Source organism: Cryobacterium shii (genome assembly GCF_004402595.1).
GTDB lineage: Bacteria > Actinomycetota > Actinomycetes > Actinomycetales > Microbacteriaceae > Cryobacterium > Cryobacterium shii.
The window spans coordinates 23,972-36,642 of the sequence record NZ_SOFY01000014.1 but is presented as its reverse complement, the minus strand read 5'-3'; the positions used below and the strand labels follow the sequence as shown (position 1 = coordinate 36,642).

General features: G+C 68.5%; 16 protein-coding genes. 9 read left to right on the top strand and 7 right to left on the bottom strand.

The window, feature by feature from the left end; translation table 11 throughout:
• Nucleotides 1–6 precede the first annotated feature (6 nt).
• Nucleotides 7–594, top strand: a complete 588-nt coding sequence (locus E3O49_RS17800; RefSeq protein WP_338144969.1) for a DUF6264 family protein — start codon at nucleotides 7–9, stop codon at nucleotides 592–594.
• Nucleotides 595–597: 3 nt separating this feature from the next.
• Here E3O49_RS17800 and E3O49_RS17795 read toward each other — a convergent pair whose 3' ends face one another.
• Nucleotides 598–873 carry a hypothetical protein gene (locus E3O49_RS17795; protein ID WP_241981081.1) on the bottom strand — a complete coding sequence of 92 codons (276 nt, stop codon included), beginning with the start codon at nucleotides 871–873 and terminating at the stop codon, nucleotides 598–600.
• Here E3O49_RS17795 and E3O49_RS17790 point away from each other — a divergent pair.
• Nucleotides 872–1,150: a hypothetical protein gene (locus tag E3O49_RS17790; protein WP_244285242.1), complete on the top strand. Its 279-nt coding sequence runs from the start codon at nucleotides 872–874 to the stop codon at nucleotides 1,148–1,150. The genes E3O49_RS17795 and E3O49_RS17790 overlap by 2 nt on opposite strands.
• A gap of 18 nt (nucleotides 1,151–1,168) precedes the next feature.
• Here E3O49_RS17790 and E3O49_RS17785 read toward each other — a convergent pair whose 3' ends face one another.
• A complete protein-coding gene (locus E3O49_RS17785) occupies nucleotides 1,169–2,209 on the bottom strand; it encodes a 4-hydroxy-3-methylbut-2-enyl diphosphate reductase (RefSeq protein ID WP_134366532.1) in 1,041 nt (346 codons plus the stop codon).
• A gap of 90 nt (nucleotides 2,210–2,299) precedes the next feature.
• Between E3O49_RS17785 and xseA the strand changes: the two genes are divergently transcribed.
• The 5 genes from xseA to E3O49_RS17760 all read left to right on the top strand — a co-directional run bounded on the left by xseA (nucleotide 2,300) and on the right by E3O49_RS17760 (nucleotide 6,596).
• Complete coding sequence (gene xseA / locus E3O49_RS17780; protein ID WP_134366506.1) at nucleotides 2,300–3,532, top strand: exodeoxyribonuclease VII large subunit; 1,233 nt, start codon at nucleotides 2,300–2,302, stop codon at nucleotides 3,530–3,532.
• A 1-nt stretch (nucleotide 3,533) separates the two neighbouring features.
• Nucleotides 3,534–3,776: an exodeoxyribonuclease VII small subunit gene (locus E3O49_RS17775; protein WP_198416031.1), complete on the top strand. Its 243-nt coding sequence runs from the start codon at nucleotides 3,534–3,536 to the stop codon at nucleotides 3,774–3,776.
• Nucleotides 3,773–4,432, top strand: a complete 660-nt coding sequence (locus E3O49_RS17770; protein ID WP_160141013.1) for a DUF4245 domain-containing protein — start codon at nucleotides 3,773–3,775, stop codon at nucleotides 4,430–4,432. Before E3O49_RS17775 ends, E3O49_RS17770 begins: the two co-directional genes overlap by 4 nt.
• Nucleotides 4,429–5,070: a carbonic anhydrase gene (locus E3O49_RS17765; protein WP_134366509.1), complete on the top strand. Its 642-nt coding sequence runs from the start codon at nucleotides 4,429–4,431 to the stop codon at nucleotides 5,068–5,070. The genes E3O49_RS17770 and E3O49_RS17765 overlap by 4 nt, the downstream gene beginning before the upstream one ends.
• 113 nt (nucleotides 5,071–5,183) lie before the next feature.
• Entirely contained in the window at nucleotides 5,184–6,596 is a 1,413-nt protein-coding gene (locus E3O49_RS17760; RefSeq protein ID WP_370292388.1) for a class II fumarate hydratase, read from the top strand.
• 128 nt (nucleotides 6,597–6,724) lie between these two features.
• Here E3O49_RS17760 and E3O49_RS17755 read toward each other — a convergent pair whose 3' ends face one another.
• The 3 genes from E3O49_RS17755 to E3O49_RS17745 form a co-directional block, all read right to left on the bottom strand.
• Nucleotides 6,725–8,077 (bottom strand): PhoH family protein, encoded by a 1,353-nt coding sequence (locus E3O49_RS17755; protein ID WP_241975908.1) that lies wholly within the window; start codon nucleotides 8,075–8,077, stop codon nucleotides 6,725–6,727.
• Between the two features lie 215 nt (nucleotides 8,078–8,292).
• Nucleotides 8,293–9,414 (bottom strand): aminotransferase class V-fold PLP-dependent enzyme, encoded by a 1,122-nt coding sequence (locus E3O49_RS17750; RefSeq protein WP_134366511.1) that lies wholly within the window; start codon nucleotides 9,412–9,414, stop codon nucleotides 8,293–8,295.
• An 8-nt stretch (nucleotides 9,415–9,422) separates the two neighbouring features.
• On the bottom strand, nucleotides 9,423–10,208 hold the full coding sequence (locus E3O49_RS17745; protein WP_134366512.1) for an isoprenyl transferase: 786 nt from the start codon (nucleotides 10,206–10,208) through the stop codon (nucleotides 9,423–9,425).
• A gap of 70 nt (nucleotides 10,209–10,278) precedes the next feature.
• On the opposite strand from E3O49_RS17745, the gene trhA reads away from it, so the two are divergent.
• Nucleotides 10,279–10,980, top strand: a complete 702-nt coding sequence (gene trhA, locus E3O49_RS17740; protein WP_134366513.1) for a PAQR family membrane homeostasis protein TrhA — start codon at nucleotides 10,279–10,281, stop codon at nucleotides 10,978–10,980.
• A 24-nt stretch (nucleotides 10,981–11,004) separates the two neighbouring features.
• On the opposite strand, the gene E3O49_RS17735 is transcribed toward trhA, so the two are convergent.
• Together E3O49_RS17735 and mca are read right to left on the bottom strand one after the other, a co-directional pair.
• Nucleotides 11,005–11,277, bottom strand: coding sequence for a hypothetical protein (locus E3O49_RS17735; RefSeq protein WP_241975907.1), 273 nt, complete (start codon nucleotides 11,275–11,277; stop codon nucleotides 11,005–11,007).
• Nucleotides 11,274–12,137 (bottom strand): mycothiol conjugate amidase Mca, encoded by an 864-nt coding sequence (gene mca / locus E3O49_RS17730; protein WP_174235669.1) that lies wholly within the window; start codon nucleotides 12,135–12,137, stop codon nucleotides 11,274–11,276. Before mca ends, E3O49_RS17735 begins: the two co-directional genes overlap by 4 nt.
• Nucleotides 12,138–12,207: 70 nt before the next feature.
• Between mca and E3O49_RS17725 the strand changes: the two genes are divergently transcribed.
• A complete protein-coding gene (locus E3O49_RS17725; RefSeq protein ID WP_134366514.1) occupies nucleotides 12,208–12,609 on the top strand; it encodes a DUF4307 domain-containing protein in 402 nt (133 codons plus the stop codon).
• Nucleotides 12,610–12,671: the final 62 nt, after the last annotated feature.

The window sequence follows — 12,671 nt, the reverse complement described above, 5'->3', positions numbered from 1 at the left end:
CACCGAATGACGATGGCCGAGAATCCCCTGTCGACTCCTTCGGGAACCCCTCCGGAGGATTCCCGGCCACGTCCCCGGTACGGCGAGCTTGCGCCCGAAGGCTGGAGTTGGACTCCCGCCCCGGATGAGCGCACGCTCCCCGCATCGGCAGTCGCACCGGCTGCCGCCCCGGCTGCCGCCCCGGCTGCCGGCCCGGGTTCCCCGGAAAAACCCGCCGGGCCCTTCCGCGGCGGCAAGACGCCGGCCTGGGACCGCCCCGTGACCCTGAGCCTGCTCGTCTTCGGGCTCCTGGCGACGATCTTCTTCATCGGTGCCCTGAGCGGGCTCCCCGACGCGTTCAAGATCCTCTACGAGCAGCGAGACCTGGGCACATACACACCGGACGACGCCATCCCGGGCCTGATCGTGGCCGGGAGCATCGCCGAAGCCCTGATCTGGCTCGCCACCGCCGTCGGCTCGATCCTGATGACGGTGCGCGGCAAGCGGGCCTTCTACCTGCCCCTGATCGGCGGGGTCGTGTCCTTCACCGTGCTCATCGTCATCGTGAGCGTGGCTCTGACCACCGACCCGACCCTGCTCAACCTGAAGCCGTAACGCTCAGCCGCTGAGCGGTTCGGCCGCCCAGACGTTCAGCCGCACGAATCGTGTGCATGACACGGTCACCGTGGATGTGACGGTCGACGCCTCCTTGCGCGCACCGGCCACCGTTCCTAGCCTGAACGCATGAACGATGAGACCGTACCGATACCGCCCGTCCTCCAACTGCGCCTGGTCGTCGAGGCGGCAGACTACGACGCCGCCGTGCGCTTCTACCGTGACGCTCTCGGCCTCACCGAGGCGGAGTCCTTCGAGGACGAGAGGGGCCCGCGGCATGGTCCTCGACGCCGGCCGGGCGACCCCGGAGCTGCACAATCCAGCCCAGCGGCGGATGGTCGACGATCTCGAGACCGACGGCAACCCGAGCGGGCACATCCGTGTGGCCTTCGAGGTCTCCGACGCGGCCGGCAAGACCCGGCAGCTCACGGATGCCGGCGCCGCGTTGATCGCCTCGCCGCGGGTCACCCCGTGGCAGTCACTCAACTCTCGCCTGCAGGGGCCGGCCGACCTGACCGTGACCCTCTTTCAGGAGCTGGAGTTCCAGACCGGCTGAGGGGCCCCGTCAGGCTGCCTATTCGGGCCGGCTGACCCGCCCGCCGAGCGCGCGCGCATCCGCGTTGCCGGCCAGGTCCTTGCGGAGTTCCTTGGGCAGGGAGAACAGGAGGTCCTCCTCGGCCGTCTTGACCTCCTCGACGTCGCCGTAGCCGGCTTCGGCGAGGTCGGCGAGCACCTCGTGCACGAGCTCGTCCGGAACGGATGCCCCGCTCGTCACCCCGACGGTGACGACGCCGTCGAGCCACTCCTGCTTGATCTCGCTGGCGTAGTCGATCCGGTAGGCGGCCTGGGCGCCGTACTCGAGCGCCACCTCCACCAGACGCACCGAGTTGGACGAGTTCGCGGAACCGACGACGATGACGAGGTCGGAGTCGCGGGCTACCTTCTTGATCGCTACCTGGCGGTTCTGGGTGGCGTAGCAGATGTCGTCGCTGGGCGGGTCCTGCAGATTAGGGAACCGGGCGCGCAGGCGTCGAACGGTCTCCATGGTCTCGTCCACGCTCAGGGTGGTCTGGGACAGCCAGACGACCCTGTCCGGGTCGCGCACCTCGATGGTGTCGGCCTCGTCGGGGCTGCCCACGAGCGTGGTGTGCTCCGGCGCCTCGCCGGCGGTGCCCTCGACCTCTTCGTGGCCTGCATGGCCGATCAGGAGGATCTGGAAGTCGTCGCGGGCGAACCGCACGGCCTCGCGGTGCACCTTGGTGACCAGCGGGCAGGTGGCGTCGATGGCGAGGAGTCCACGGTCGGCCGCGGCGTTCACCACGGCCGGCGAGACGCCGTGGGCGCTGAAAACGATATGGGAGCCGGCGGGCACCTCGTCGACTTCCTCGACGAAGATGGCGCCCTTCTTCTCCAGCTCGGAGACCACGTGCACGTTGTGCACGATCTGCTTGCGCACGTAGACCGGGGCCCCGTACAGCTCGAGCGCCTTCTCGACGGCGATCACGGCACGGTCCACGCCGGCGCAGTAACCGCGGGGGGCGGCCAGCAGCACCCGCTTGTGTCCGTGCACCGGGGTATCGTTGAGCCTGTTGCGTGCCCGGGGAATCCGGGGCATGCCGAGGCCGATCACAGGCGAATCCGTACTGATAGTCACGCCATCCAGTCTATGGGTGCCCGACTGCACAGTCCGTGGGAGGAACGATTGATGACGGATGCACCGCCCACCCTGGAGACCCCGTGGCCGGTCGCGCTGCTGGCCAACAAGATCCGCGGCTACATCGACCGGCTCGGCACCGCCTGGGTGGAGGGCGAGATCGTCCAGTGGGGCGCCAGCGGCGGCAACGTCTACGGCAAGCTGAAAGACCTCACCGAGGACGCCACGGTCAGCTTCACGGTCTGGTCGTCGGTGCGCGCGAAGCTCACCAGCGACTTCAAGCAGGGCGACCGTGTCATCGCCCTCGTCAAACCCAACTTCTGGGTCAAGGGCGGCACCCTCACCATGCAGGTGTTCGAGATGCGCCATGTGGGCCTGGGCGACATGCTGGAGCGGCTCGAGCGGTTGCGCAAACAGCTGGCCGGCGAGGGGCTCTTCGACGCCGCCCGCAAGAAGCCGCTGCCCTTCCTCCCCCATTGCATCGGGCTGGTCACCGGCAAAGACTCCGACGCGGAGAAAGACGTCATCCGCAACGCCCAGCTGCGCTGGCCGGCCGTCAGCTTCCACCTCGCCTACGCGGCCGTGCAGGGCGACCGCATGGTCGCCGAAGTGACAGCGGCCATCCAGAGGCTCGACGCCGACCCGGAGGTCGACGTGATCATCGTCGCCCGCGGCGGCGGCGACTTCCAGAACCTGCTCGGCTTCAGCGACGAGAGACTGGTTCGCGCGGCGGCCGCCTGCGTCACCCCACTGGTCAGCGCGATCGGGCACGAGGCCGACCGGCCGCTGCTGGACGAGGTGGCCGACCTGCGTGCCTCGACGCCCACGGATGCCGCCAAGCGCGTGGTTCCCGACGTGTCCGACGAACTGAACCGGGTACAGCAGGCCCGTGCCCGCCTCAGCAACCGGCTCACCGGCATCCTCGCTCATGAGGTCGACCGGATCGGGCAGCTCCGGTCCCGCCCCGTACTCAGCACCCCCGAGTGGCTGATCGATTCCCGCTCGGAGGACCTCACCCGTTTCGTCGCGCGCGGCACCGAGCTGGTCGGCCGGGCGGTCGAGCGCGCAGGCACCACGGTGCTCGAGCTGCGATCCCGGCTGCGCGCCCTCTCGCCCCAGGGCACCCTTGACCGCGGGTATGCCATCGTGCAGCTGGCGGACGGGCGGATCGTGCGCGCACCCGGCCAGGCGCCCGCCGGCACCGCGCTCCTGATCACCCTCGCCGAGGGGAACCTGCCCGCCACCGCGGGCGCCGCCCCGTCCGCCCCTCTCCCCTCGACTTAGAATGGAAGCCATGACCCCGGCAGCAGATGACATCACAGCCCTGAGTTACGAACAGGCCAGGGACGAACTCGTGCGCGTGGTGAACGCCCTCGAGCAGGGTTCATCGACGCTCGAAGAATCCCTCGCGCTCTGGGAGCGCGGCGAGGCCCTCGCCCGTCGCTGCGAGGAATGGCTGATCGGCGCGAAGGCCAGGCTGGACGCCGCCCGGGCCGGCCAGGCCCCGTCCGCCGCGACCGCCGGATGAGCGCCGCCAGGCGCGCTCCCCGCGTCGTCGCTGAACTCGGACGCCCCGAGACGCCGGAAGAGACGAAGAGCAGGCTGGCCGAGAATTCGCGCAAGTACCGGTCTCACAAGACCGTGAACAACCTGGTGCTGTCGCTGCTGGCCACACTCGGCACGGTGCTCGTGCTCGTGCTGCTGGTTCCGCGCAGCGAGGCTCCGATCGACCGCCCCGTCGACTTCGCCACGGTCGCCGCCCAGGCTCAGACCGGGCTCGACCAGACCCTGATCGTGCCGAAACTGCCCACCGGCTGGAAGGCGAATGCGGCCCAGTGGCGCCTCGGCGGCACCGACAGGATCCCGTCCTGGTACATCGGCCTGCTCACCCCGGGCAAGGAGTTCATCGGCCTCACCCAGGGCCTCGACGCGAACCCGAGCTGGCTCGCCGAGAAGCTGGACAACGCGCCGGTCGTCGACACCGTCACCATCAACGGGGTCACCTGGGACGTCTACCGCAACACCGCGCCGGAGCAGGATCACGGCAACTTCGATTCCGCCCTCGTGACCACCACCGCGGGCAGCACCTACGTTCTGGTCGGCACGGCCGGCGAAGACGAATTCGCGGCCCTCGCCGAGGTACTCGCCGCGCAGATCAGCACCAACACCGGAGGAACACAATGACCGGCAAATCCACTCCGGCCGAGGTCTGGAGCGACCTGCAGCGGGGCAACGACCGCTTTGTGGGGGGCGAGCCGCGGCATCCGCGCCAGGACGTCGACCGCCGTGCCGAACTCGCCTTCGTGCAGACCCCCGATGCGGCCCTGTTCGGGTGCAGCGACTCGAGACTGGCCGCCGAGATCATCTTCGACAAGGGTCTGGGCGACCTGTTCGTCGTGCGGAACGCCGGCCAGGTCATCTCCGACTCCGTGCTCGGCTCGCTCGAATACGCCGTCGCCGTGCTGGAGGTGCCGCTGATCCTCGTGCTCGGACACGACGGCTGCGGCGCCGTGCGGGCCGCGATCGATTCGCAGTCCGCCGACGCGGTCGCCCTGCCCGTGCACATCACGAAGATCATCGAGAAGATCGTGCCCGCCGTGCGCCGCGTCAGCGGGGCGACGGATGCGACGCCGATCGACCCGGATCACGTCGACGCCCTCGCGGTGGGTCGCGAGCACCTGCGCGACACCGTTGCCGAACTGCTGGAGCGCTCGGAGGTGATCAGCGCCGCCGTCGCAGAAGGTACATTGGCTATCGTCGGGGCTAATTACCGGCTGCTCGAAGGCCGTGCCGTGCCCGACATCGTCGTCGGCGTGGTCTAGGTCGACGTGTCCAGCCGCGCTCCGGCGCGCATTGTGGCGTTCCGCCGGCCTGCCGGCGTCGCTCACATTTTACGAACTGCAGTTTCCCCAACCGAAAGGTAATACACACAGTGGTGGACAAGACCGTTGAAGCCGACTACCGGATCGAACACGACACGATGGGCGCGGTCCGGGTTCCGGCCGCCGCCCTCTACGGGGCCCAGACGCAGCGCGCCGTGGAGAATTTCCCGATCTCCGGCTCCGTGCTGGAGTCGGCCCAGATCGGCGCGCTGGCCCGGATCAAGAAGTCCGCCGCCCTGGCCAACGCGCAGCTCGGCGTGCTCGACGGCGACATCGCCAACGCGATCGCCGCGGCGGCCGACGAGGTCATCACCGGCCGCTACGACTCCGAATTCCCGATCGACGTCTACCAGACCGGCAGCGGCACCTCCTCGAACATGAACATGAACGAGGTCCTCGCGACCCTCGCGACCCGGAGCCTCGGCCGCCCGGTGCACCCGAACGACCACGTGAACGCGTCCCAGTCCTCGAACGACGTCTTCCCGACATCCGTGCACCTGGCGGTCACTAGCGCGCTCATCGACGAGCTGATTCCCGCCCTCGACCACCTGGCCGTGTCACTCGAGGCCAAGGCCGAGCTGTGGGTCGGCGCCGTTAAGGCCGGCCGCACCCACCTGATGGACGCCACCCCGGTCACCCTCGGCCAGGAGTTCGGCGGCTACGCGCGCCAGATGCGCCTCGGCATCGAGCGCGTGCGCTCCGCCCTCCCCCGCGTCGCGGAGGTCCCCCTCGGCGGCACCGCCGTCGGCACCGGCATCAACACGCCGGCCGGGTTCCCGCAGCTCGTGATCGAGCTTCTGGTCGAGGAGACGGAGCTGCCGGTCACGGAAGCACGCGACCACTTCGAGGCGCAGGCCAACCGTGACGGCCTCGTCGACGCATCCGGCGCCCTGCGCACCATCGCGGTCAGCCTGACCAAGATCTGCAACGACCTGCGCTGGATGGGCTCGGGCCCAAACACCGGCTTCGCCGAGTTGAACATCCCCGACCTGCAGCCCGGTTCCTCGATCATGCCCGGCAAGGTCAACCCGGTCATCCCCGAGGCCGTGCTGATGGTCTGCTCGCGGGTCATCGGCAACGACGCCACCATCGCCTGGTCCGGCGCGTCCGGGTCGTTCGAGCTGAACGTCGCCATCCCGGTGATGGGCACCGCACTGCTCGAGTCGATCCGGCTGCTCTCGAACGCGACCCGCGCGCTGGCGGACAAGACCGTCGACGGCCTGACCGCGAACGTGGAGCGCGCCCGCGCGCTGGCCGAGTCGTCCCCCGCGATCGTCACCCCACTGAACCGGGTGATCGGCTACGAGGCCGCCGCCAAGGTCGCCAAGCACGCCGTGGCCGAGGGGCTGACCGTGCGCGAGTCCGTGATCGCCCTCGGTTTCGTCGAGCGCGGCGAGGTCACCCTCGAGCAGCTCGACACGGCGCTCGACGTGCTCAGCATGACCCGTCCGCCCCAGGCCCGGTAGCCCGCCCCGAGCGCCCGGCACCTCCGCCGCTCGCGCAGTCACCAATTCGACGGAGATTTTGCTCCCAGAAGTCTGTTTTCGGTCCGAAAACGGGTTTTGGGGCAAAATCTCCGTCGAATTCGTTGGGGCTAGGCGATCTCGTTGCCCTCGAGCATCTCGGTGACCAGGGCCGCGATCGCGCTCCGCTCGGAGCGGGTCAGGGTCATGTGGGCGAAGAGCGGATGCCCCTTGAGCGTCTCGATCACGGAAGCCACCCCGTCGAACCGGCCGACCCGCAGGTTGTCCCGCTGCGCCACGTCATGGGTCAGCACCACCCGGGAGTTCGTGCCGATCCGGCTCAGCACGGTCAGCAGCACATTGCGTTCGAGGGACTGCGCCTCGTCGACGATGACGAAGGCGTCGTGCAGCGACCGGCCACGGATGTGGGTGAGCGGCAACACCTCGAGGATGCCACGGTCGATGACCTCCTCCAGCACGTTCTCCGAGACGATCGCCCCGAGCGTGTCGAAGACCGCCTGCGCCCACGGGCTCATCTTCTCGTTCGCGTCGCCCGGCAGGTAGCCCAGCTCCTGGCCGCCCACCGCGTAGAGGGGGCGGAAGACCATGATCTTGCGGTGCTGCTGGCGCTCCAGCACCGCTTCGAGCCCGGCGCAGAGGGCGAGCGCCGACTTCCCCGTCCCGGCTCGACCTCCCAGCGACAGGATCCCGATCTCCGGGTCGAGGAGCAGATCGATGGCGAGCCGCTGCTCCGCCGACCGGCCCTTGAGCCCGAAGACGTCGCGGTCGCCGCGGACGAGCTTCATCTGGCCGCTGCCGGTGACCCGGCCGAGGGCCGAGCCCCGGTCGGAGTGGATGACGAGCCCGGTGTTGATCGGCATGTCCTGCACGAGGCGGGTGTGCATGACCTCGTTCTCGTAGAGTTCGTTGATCTGGTTGGAGCCGAGCGTGATCTCATCCATCCCGGTCCAGCCCGAGTCCACGGCCAGCTCGTGGCGGTACTCGTCCGCCATCAGGCCGATCGAGGCGGCCTTCACCCGCAGGGGAAGGTCCTTGGAGACCACGGTCACGTTCAGCCCGTCATTGGCGAGGTTCAGGGCCACCGCGAGGATGCGGGAGTCGTTGTCGCCCAGTTGCAGCCCGGAGGGCAGCACCGACATGTTGGAGTGGTTCAGCTCCACCCGGAGGCTGCCGCCCTCACCGACCGGGATCGGGAAGTCGAGCCGTTCGTGCTTGATCCGGAGCTCGTCGAGCAGCCGCAGCGCCTGGCGGGCGAAGTACCCGATCTCCGGGTCGTTGCGCTTGGCCTCGAGTTCCGCGATGACCACCACGGGGAGCACGACGGAGTGCTCGGCGAAACGGAAGATCGCCTTGGGATCCGAGAGCAGAACCGAGGTGTCCAGCACATACGTGCACTGCGCCTGTTCGGCCTCAGCCGAGGCCGCCCGGTTCGAACCCGCATTGTCAACCTGATTAGCGGTCACAATCACTCCCACCCCGCGCCCCCGGGGGCGCAGATTGTGTCGGCGAGAGGCCACAGGGTTATCGAGCCGTACTTATGTGGCCGTCTCGACCAGGCAGTATGCCTGATGAGGATGACGTTAGTGAGCGCGGCCCGGCAAGGGAAGAGCGACACGCCCATTGAGACCGTACGTTAACCCGCCCGCAGTCAGCAGGTCATCCGTCAGCACGTCAGCGGTCAGTAGGTCACCGCGGTGGCATACGAGGTCAGTGCCCCGCGCAGCATATCTACCGTGTCGACGCTCAGGGCCGCGTGGACGCTGAGCCGCACGGTGCCCTGGCGGGCGGTCGCGGTGACCCCGTGGTTGTGCAGGGCGGCGCTGAGCAGGGTGAACTGGCTCGCGGGCGGTTCCAGCACCACGATCCCCGCACGTTCGCGTTCGTCCCGGGAGGACGCCACGGGCACGGCGAATTCGTCGGCGAGGTCGATGAGTGTGGACACGTTCACGGCGACCGCCGCTTCAATCGAACGGATGCCCACCTCCGCCACCTCTTCGAGGGCGGTCGCGAACCGCGCCTGCGCGATCGGGTCGGGGTTGCTGACCCGGAAGGCGTTCGCGCCGCGGCTCGGGGGCAGGATCTCGTCCCACGGCTCGGCCGTGTCGGTGCCGGCGAAACCGGAGAACACCGGGATCAGCCGTTCGATCGCGCGGTCGCTGAGGGCCAGGAACCCGGTGCCCCAGCCGGCCCTGGCCCATTTCTGTCCGCCCGAGGCGACGACATCCGCGACCTCGTACGGGACATCCGTGATTCCGAACCCCTGAATGGCGTCGACGATGAGCAGGCGGTCGCCGATGACCTGACGGATGCCGTCCAGGTCGACGCGGTACCCGGTGCGGGAGTCGACCAGGCAGACCGCCACCGCGGCGGTGGCCGGGGTGAGTTGTTCCCTGATCTCCCCGGGGGTCACCCGGCCGTGCTCGGTCTCCAGCCAGAGCGGGGTCACCACCCGCAGCGCCTCGGCCGCACGCGCGGCGGCGAAGGGGACCGTGGGGAAATCCCCGGGCGAGAGCAGCACTCCCCCGGTCAGGCCGAACATGGCCTGCATGATCCCGGTGGTGGTGTTGGGCTCGGAGACGACCTGGTCGGCGCGGAAGCCGGTGGCCGCGGCGACCGCGGCACGCAACCGTTCATCCTGGGTCCGGAAGTGGTCCAGGCTGCCGTATCGGGCGCGGGAGAGGACATCCGTCTGGCCGAGCGTCTCGCTCACCACGCCGGCGGACAGCGGCCCCACCCTGGCATAGTCCAGGTACCCGGGCTCCTCGAGGAACCCCGCCGTGAACCGTTCGATGGAGCTCATGGGGTCTCCTACCCGCCGAACCGGCGCTGGCGTTTGGCGAAGTCACGCAGGGCACGCAGGAAGTCGACCTGCCGGAGGTCCGGGCCGAGGGCTTCCACGAAGTAGAACTCGCTGTGGGCGCTCTGCCACAGCATGAAGTCGCTGATCCGCTGCTCGCCCGAGGTGCGGATCACCAGGTCGGGGTCGGGCTGGCCGCCCGTGTAGAGGTGCTGGCCGATCAATTCGGGGGTGAGCGTTTCCGCCAGGTTCTCGAGCGACCCGCCGCTCGCGTGGTGGGCGCCCACAATGCTGCGCATGGCGTCGGTGATTTCGGTGCGCCCGCCGTAGCCGACGGCGAGGTTGATGTGCAGGCCCTTCTTGCGTGCCGTCCGCGCCTCCGCGGCGTCCAGGGCCGCGATCAGCGGTTCCGGCAGGCCGGCCTTGGACCCGACCTGCTGCACCCGCCAGTCCCGGTAGCGGGAGAGCTCCTCCGCGAGCTTGGCGATGATCTTCGTCAGCTCGGTGAGCTCCTCGCTCGGCCGGTTGGTGAGGTTGTCGGAGGACAACAGGTAGAGCGTGACCACGGAGATCCCGAGGTCGTCACACCATTTGAGGAACTCGCGCATCTTGGCGGCGCCGGCCCGGTGCCCGTGGGCGGCGGAATCGAAGCCGAGTTGCTTGGCCCACCGACGGTTGCCGTCGATGATCATGGCCACGTGATCGGGCAGCACCTCCGGGGTCAGTCCGCGTCGGAGTCGGCGCTGGTACACCCCGTAGAGGATGCCGCGCGCTATTGGAATGTCCCGCTTCTGCACACATCGACGCTAGCCCACTCGGGGCCGTTGCGTACCGCTCCGGGCATGAAGCCTGCCGTATTCTTGCCTCATGGCCACACCAGATGACATCCCCAACCTGCCGTTTCTCGAGGATGACACCCCTCAGCCGGTGGACGTCAGACCCACCTGGCGCGGCTGGATCCACGCCGGCACGTTCCCGCTGACGATCGTCGCGGGCATCATCCTGCTGCTGGCCGCCGATGGCGCCGCGGCCCGGTGGAGCTCGCTCGTGTTCGTGCTCAGTTCCATGCTGCTGTTCGGCAATTCGGCGCTGTACCACCGGTTCGACTGGCAGCCCCGCACGAAGGTGATCCTGAAGCGGATCGACCACGCCAACATCTTCCTGCTGATCGCGGGCTCCTACACGCCGATCGCGGTGCTGGCGCTGCCGCCGGAGAAGTCCACGCTGCTGCTGTCGCTGGTCTGGGGCGGGGCGATCCTGGGGATCGCCTTCCGGGTGTTCTGGATCCATGCCCCGCGCTGGCTGTACGTTCCGCTGTATCTGGCGCTCGGCTGGGGCGCGCTGATGTTCATCGTGGACTTCTTCCAGGCCAATGCCGCGATGATGACCCTGATCATGATCGGCGGGCTCTGCTATTCCGTGGGCGCCGTGGTCTACGGACTCAAGAAGCCCAACCCGGTCCCGGGCGTGTTCGGGTTCCACGAGATCTTCCACACCCTGACCGTCGTGGCGTTCCTCTGCCATTGGGTGGCCATCCTGATCATCGCCACCCACCCGCTCTACCCCTGAGGGTGCGGACCTGACCCTGCCGGGCTATCCCTGCGGGCGGCCCTGGTCCGGTGAACCGGCCTCGGCCGCGGCATTGGCGGCCATCTCCGCCGCCAGACGTTCCTGGATCTCGGCCCGGTAGGTGTTGCGACGGATGCGGCGGGCCATGTCGATCGCCAGCAGCACCGTGCCGGCAGCGACCACCGCGATCGCCACGAAGCCGGCCGGCCCCGGCGTCACGGTCGTGGGGTCGAACTCGGGCGGCGGCGTCGCGGCGAGCACGAACGAGACCACGGGGCTCAGGAAAACGGCGCTCATGCGTCTTCCCGCACTCCGGCAAAGAGATCGGATTCAGGTATCACGGTGTCCACTTTCGATTCGACGAGCTGGAAGTCCTCGTACGGCCAGGCCTCTCGGATGAGGTCGTTCGGCCAGAAGAAGAAGCTGCTTTTGGGGGAAACCTGGCTGGCGTGGGCGCGGAGCGCCGCGTCCCGCACCTCCAGGAAGTCGCCGACGTTCACATGGGTCGTCGCCAGTTTCGGGTAGTCCTTCATCCAGTCCCGCGCGGCGCCCAGCGGCTCCAGCACGGGCGAGTCGGGTTCCTTGACGCTCAGTTCGAGGAGCATGGCGTCGATCCGCTCGAGGTTGAAGATGCGGTCGAAATAGAGCTTGTCGACCTGCCAGGGCTCACCGGCGTCCGGGTACCGGGCCGGGTCGGCGGCGGCCCGGTAGGCCTCCATCGACACGTCGTGGCAGCGGATGTGGTCCGGATGCGGGTAGCCGCCGTTCTCGTCGTACGTGATCAGTACCTGCGGCTTGAATTCACGGATCAACCGCACGACCGGTTCGGCCGAGATCTCGACCGGGATCGAGGCGAACGAATTCGTCGGCACCGAGCCGTCGTCGTTCATCCCGGAGTCCTCGTAGCCGAGCCACCGGTGCTGCACGCCGAGTGCCCGCTGGGCCTCCTGCATCTCCAGCCGGCGCAGGCCGGCGAGGTCGCGCTCCGCCATCGGGTGCCCGACGAGGGCTTCGTTCAGGATGCTCCCCCGTTCGCCGCCGGTGCAGCTGAGCACCATCACCTCGGCGCCCCGGCTCCGGTAGTAGGCGTAGGTCGCAGCGCCCTTGCTCGACTCGTCGTCGGGATGGGCGTGCACCGCCAAGAGTCGCAGCGTCATGAAACTCCTCAGAAATGCCAGATAACCTTGGTACTAAGACTAATCGTTGATCCGTGAGTGTGGAGTCTGAGTGGCCGTGAGCAACAACCTCGACACGCGCTACGGGCGCGCCGCGAACCGGGGCATCCGGGACCGCCGTGTGCTGTGGACCGTCGCCGGAACCCTCGCTGTCGTCCTCGTCGCTTGGGTGGTCTGGGTGGGGCTCGGCGCGTCCAAACCCCTGATCGAGACCCGGGACATCGGTCACAGCATCGTCGACGAGAACGGCGTCAGCATCACGTTCGAGGCGTCGATCCCGGTCGGCCGGAGCGCCGCCTGCGCCGTGCAGGCCCTGAACGAGAGCTTCACGGTCGTCGGCTGGAAAGTGATCGACGTACCGGCGAGCACCGTCTATTCCCGGTCGTTCACGACGGATGTCCGCACCACCGAGCAGAGCAACACGGGATTGATTTACCGCTGCTGGCTGACCTAGACTGAGGGTTCGCCCTGACGGTCAACGTCGGGGCGTCCGTCATATAATTGCAGTTTGACCTG

Excerpts from the sequence above, each read along its gene's own strand:
- E3O49_RS17775 (WP_198416031.1), top strand. The coding sequence starts at position 3,534 with ATGGAAGCCATGACCCCGGCAGCAGATGACATCACAGCCCTGAGTTAC.
- E3O49_RS17750 (WP_134366511.1), bottom strand. The coding sequence starts at position 9,414 with ATGAGCTCCATCGAACGGTTCACGGCGGGGTTCCTCGAGGAGCCCGGG.
- E3O49_RS17790 (WP_244285242.1), top strand. The coding sequence starts at position 872 with ATGGTCCTCGACGCCGGCCGGGCGACCCCGGAGCTGCACAATCCAGCC.
- E3O49_RS17765 (WP_134366509.1), top strand. The coding sequence starts at position 4,429 with ATGACCGGCAAATCCACTCCGGCCGAGGTCTGGAGCGACCTGCAGCGG.
- E3O49_RS17770 (WP_160141013.1), top strand. The coding sequence starts at position 3,773 with ATGAGCGCCGCCAGGCGCGCTCCCCGCGTCGTCGCTGAACTCGGACGC.
- E3O49_RS17795 (WP_241981081.1), bottom strand. The coding sequence starts at position 873 with ATGCCGCGGGCCCCTCTCGTCCTCGAAGGACTCCGCCTCGGTGAGGCC.
- trhA (WP_134366513.1), top strand. The coding sequence starts at position 10,279 with ATGGCCACACCAGATGACATCCCCAACCTGCCGTTTCTCGAGGATGAC.
- E3O49_RS17800 (WP_338144969.1), top strand. The coding sequence starts at position 7 with ATGACGATGGCCGAGAATCCCCTGTCGACTCCTTCGGGAACCCCTCCG.
- E3O49_RS17785 (WP_134366532.1), bottom strand. The coding sequence starts at position 2,209 with ATGCCCCGGATTCCCCGGGCACGCAACAGGCTCAACGATACCCCGGTG.
- mca (WP_174235669.1), bottom strand. The coding sequence starts at position 12,137 with ATGACGCTGCGACTCTTGGCGGTGCACGCCCATCCCGACGACGAGTCG.
- xseA (WP_134366506.1), top strand. The coding sequence starts at position 2,300 with ATGACGGATGCACCGCCCACCCTGGAGACCCCGTGGCCGGTCGCGCTG.
- E3O49_RS17735 (WP_241975907.1), bottom strand. The coding sequence starts at position 11,277 with ATGAGCGCCGTTTTCCTGAGCCCCGTGGTCTCGTTCGTGCTCGCCGCG.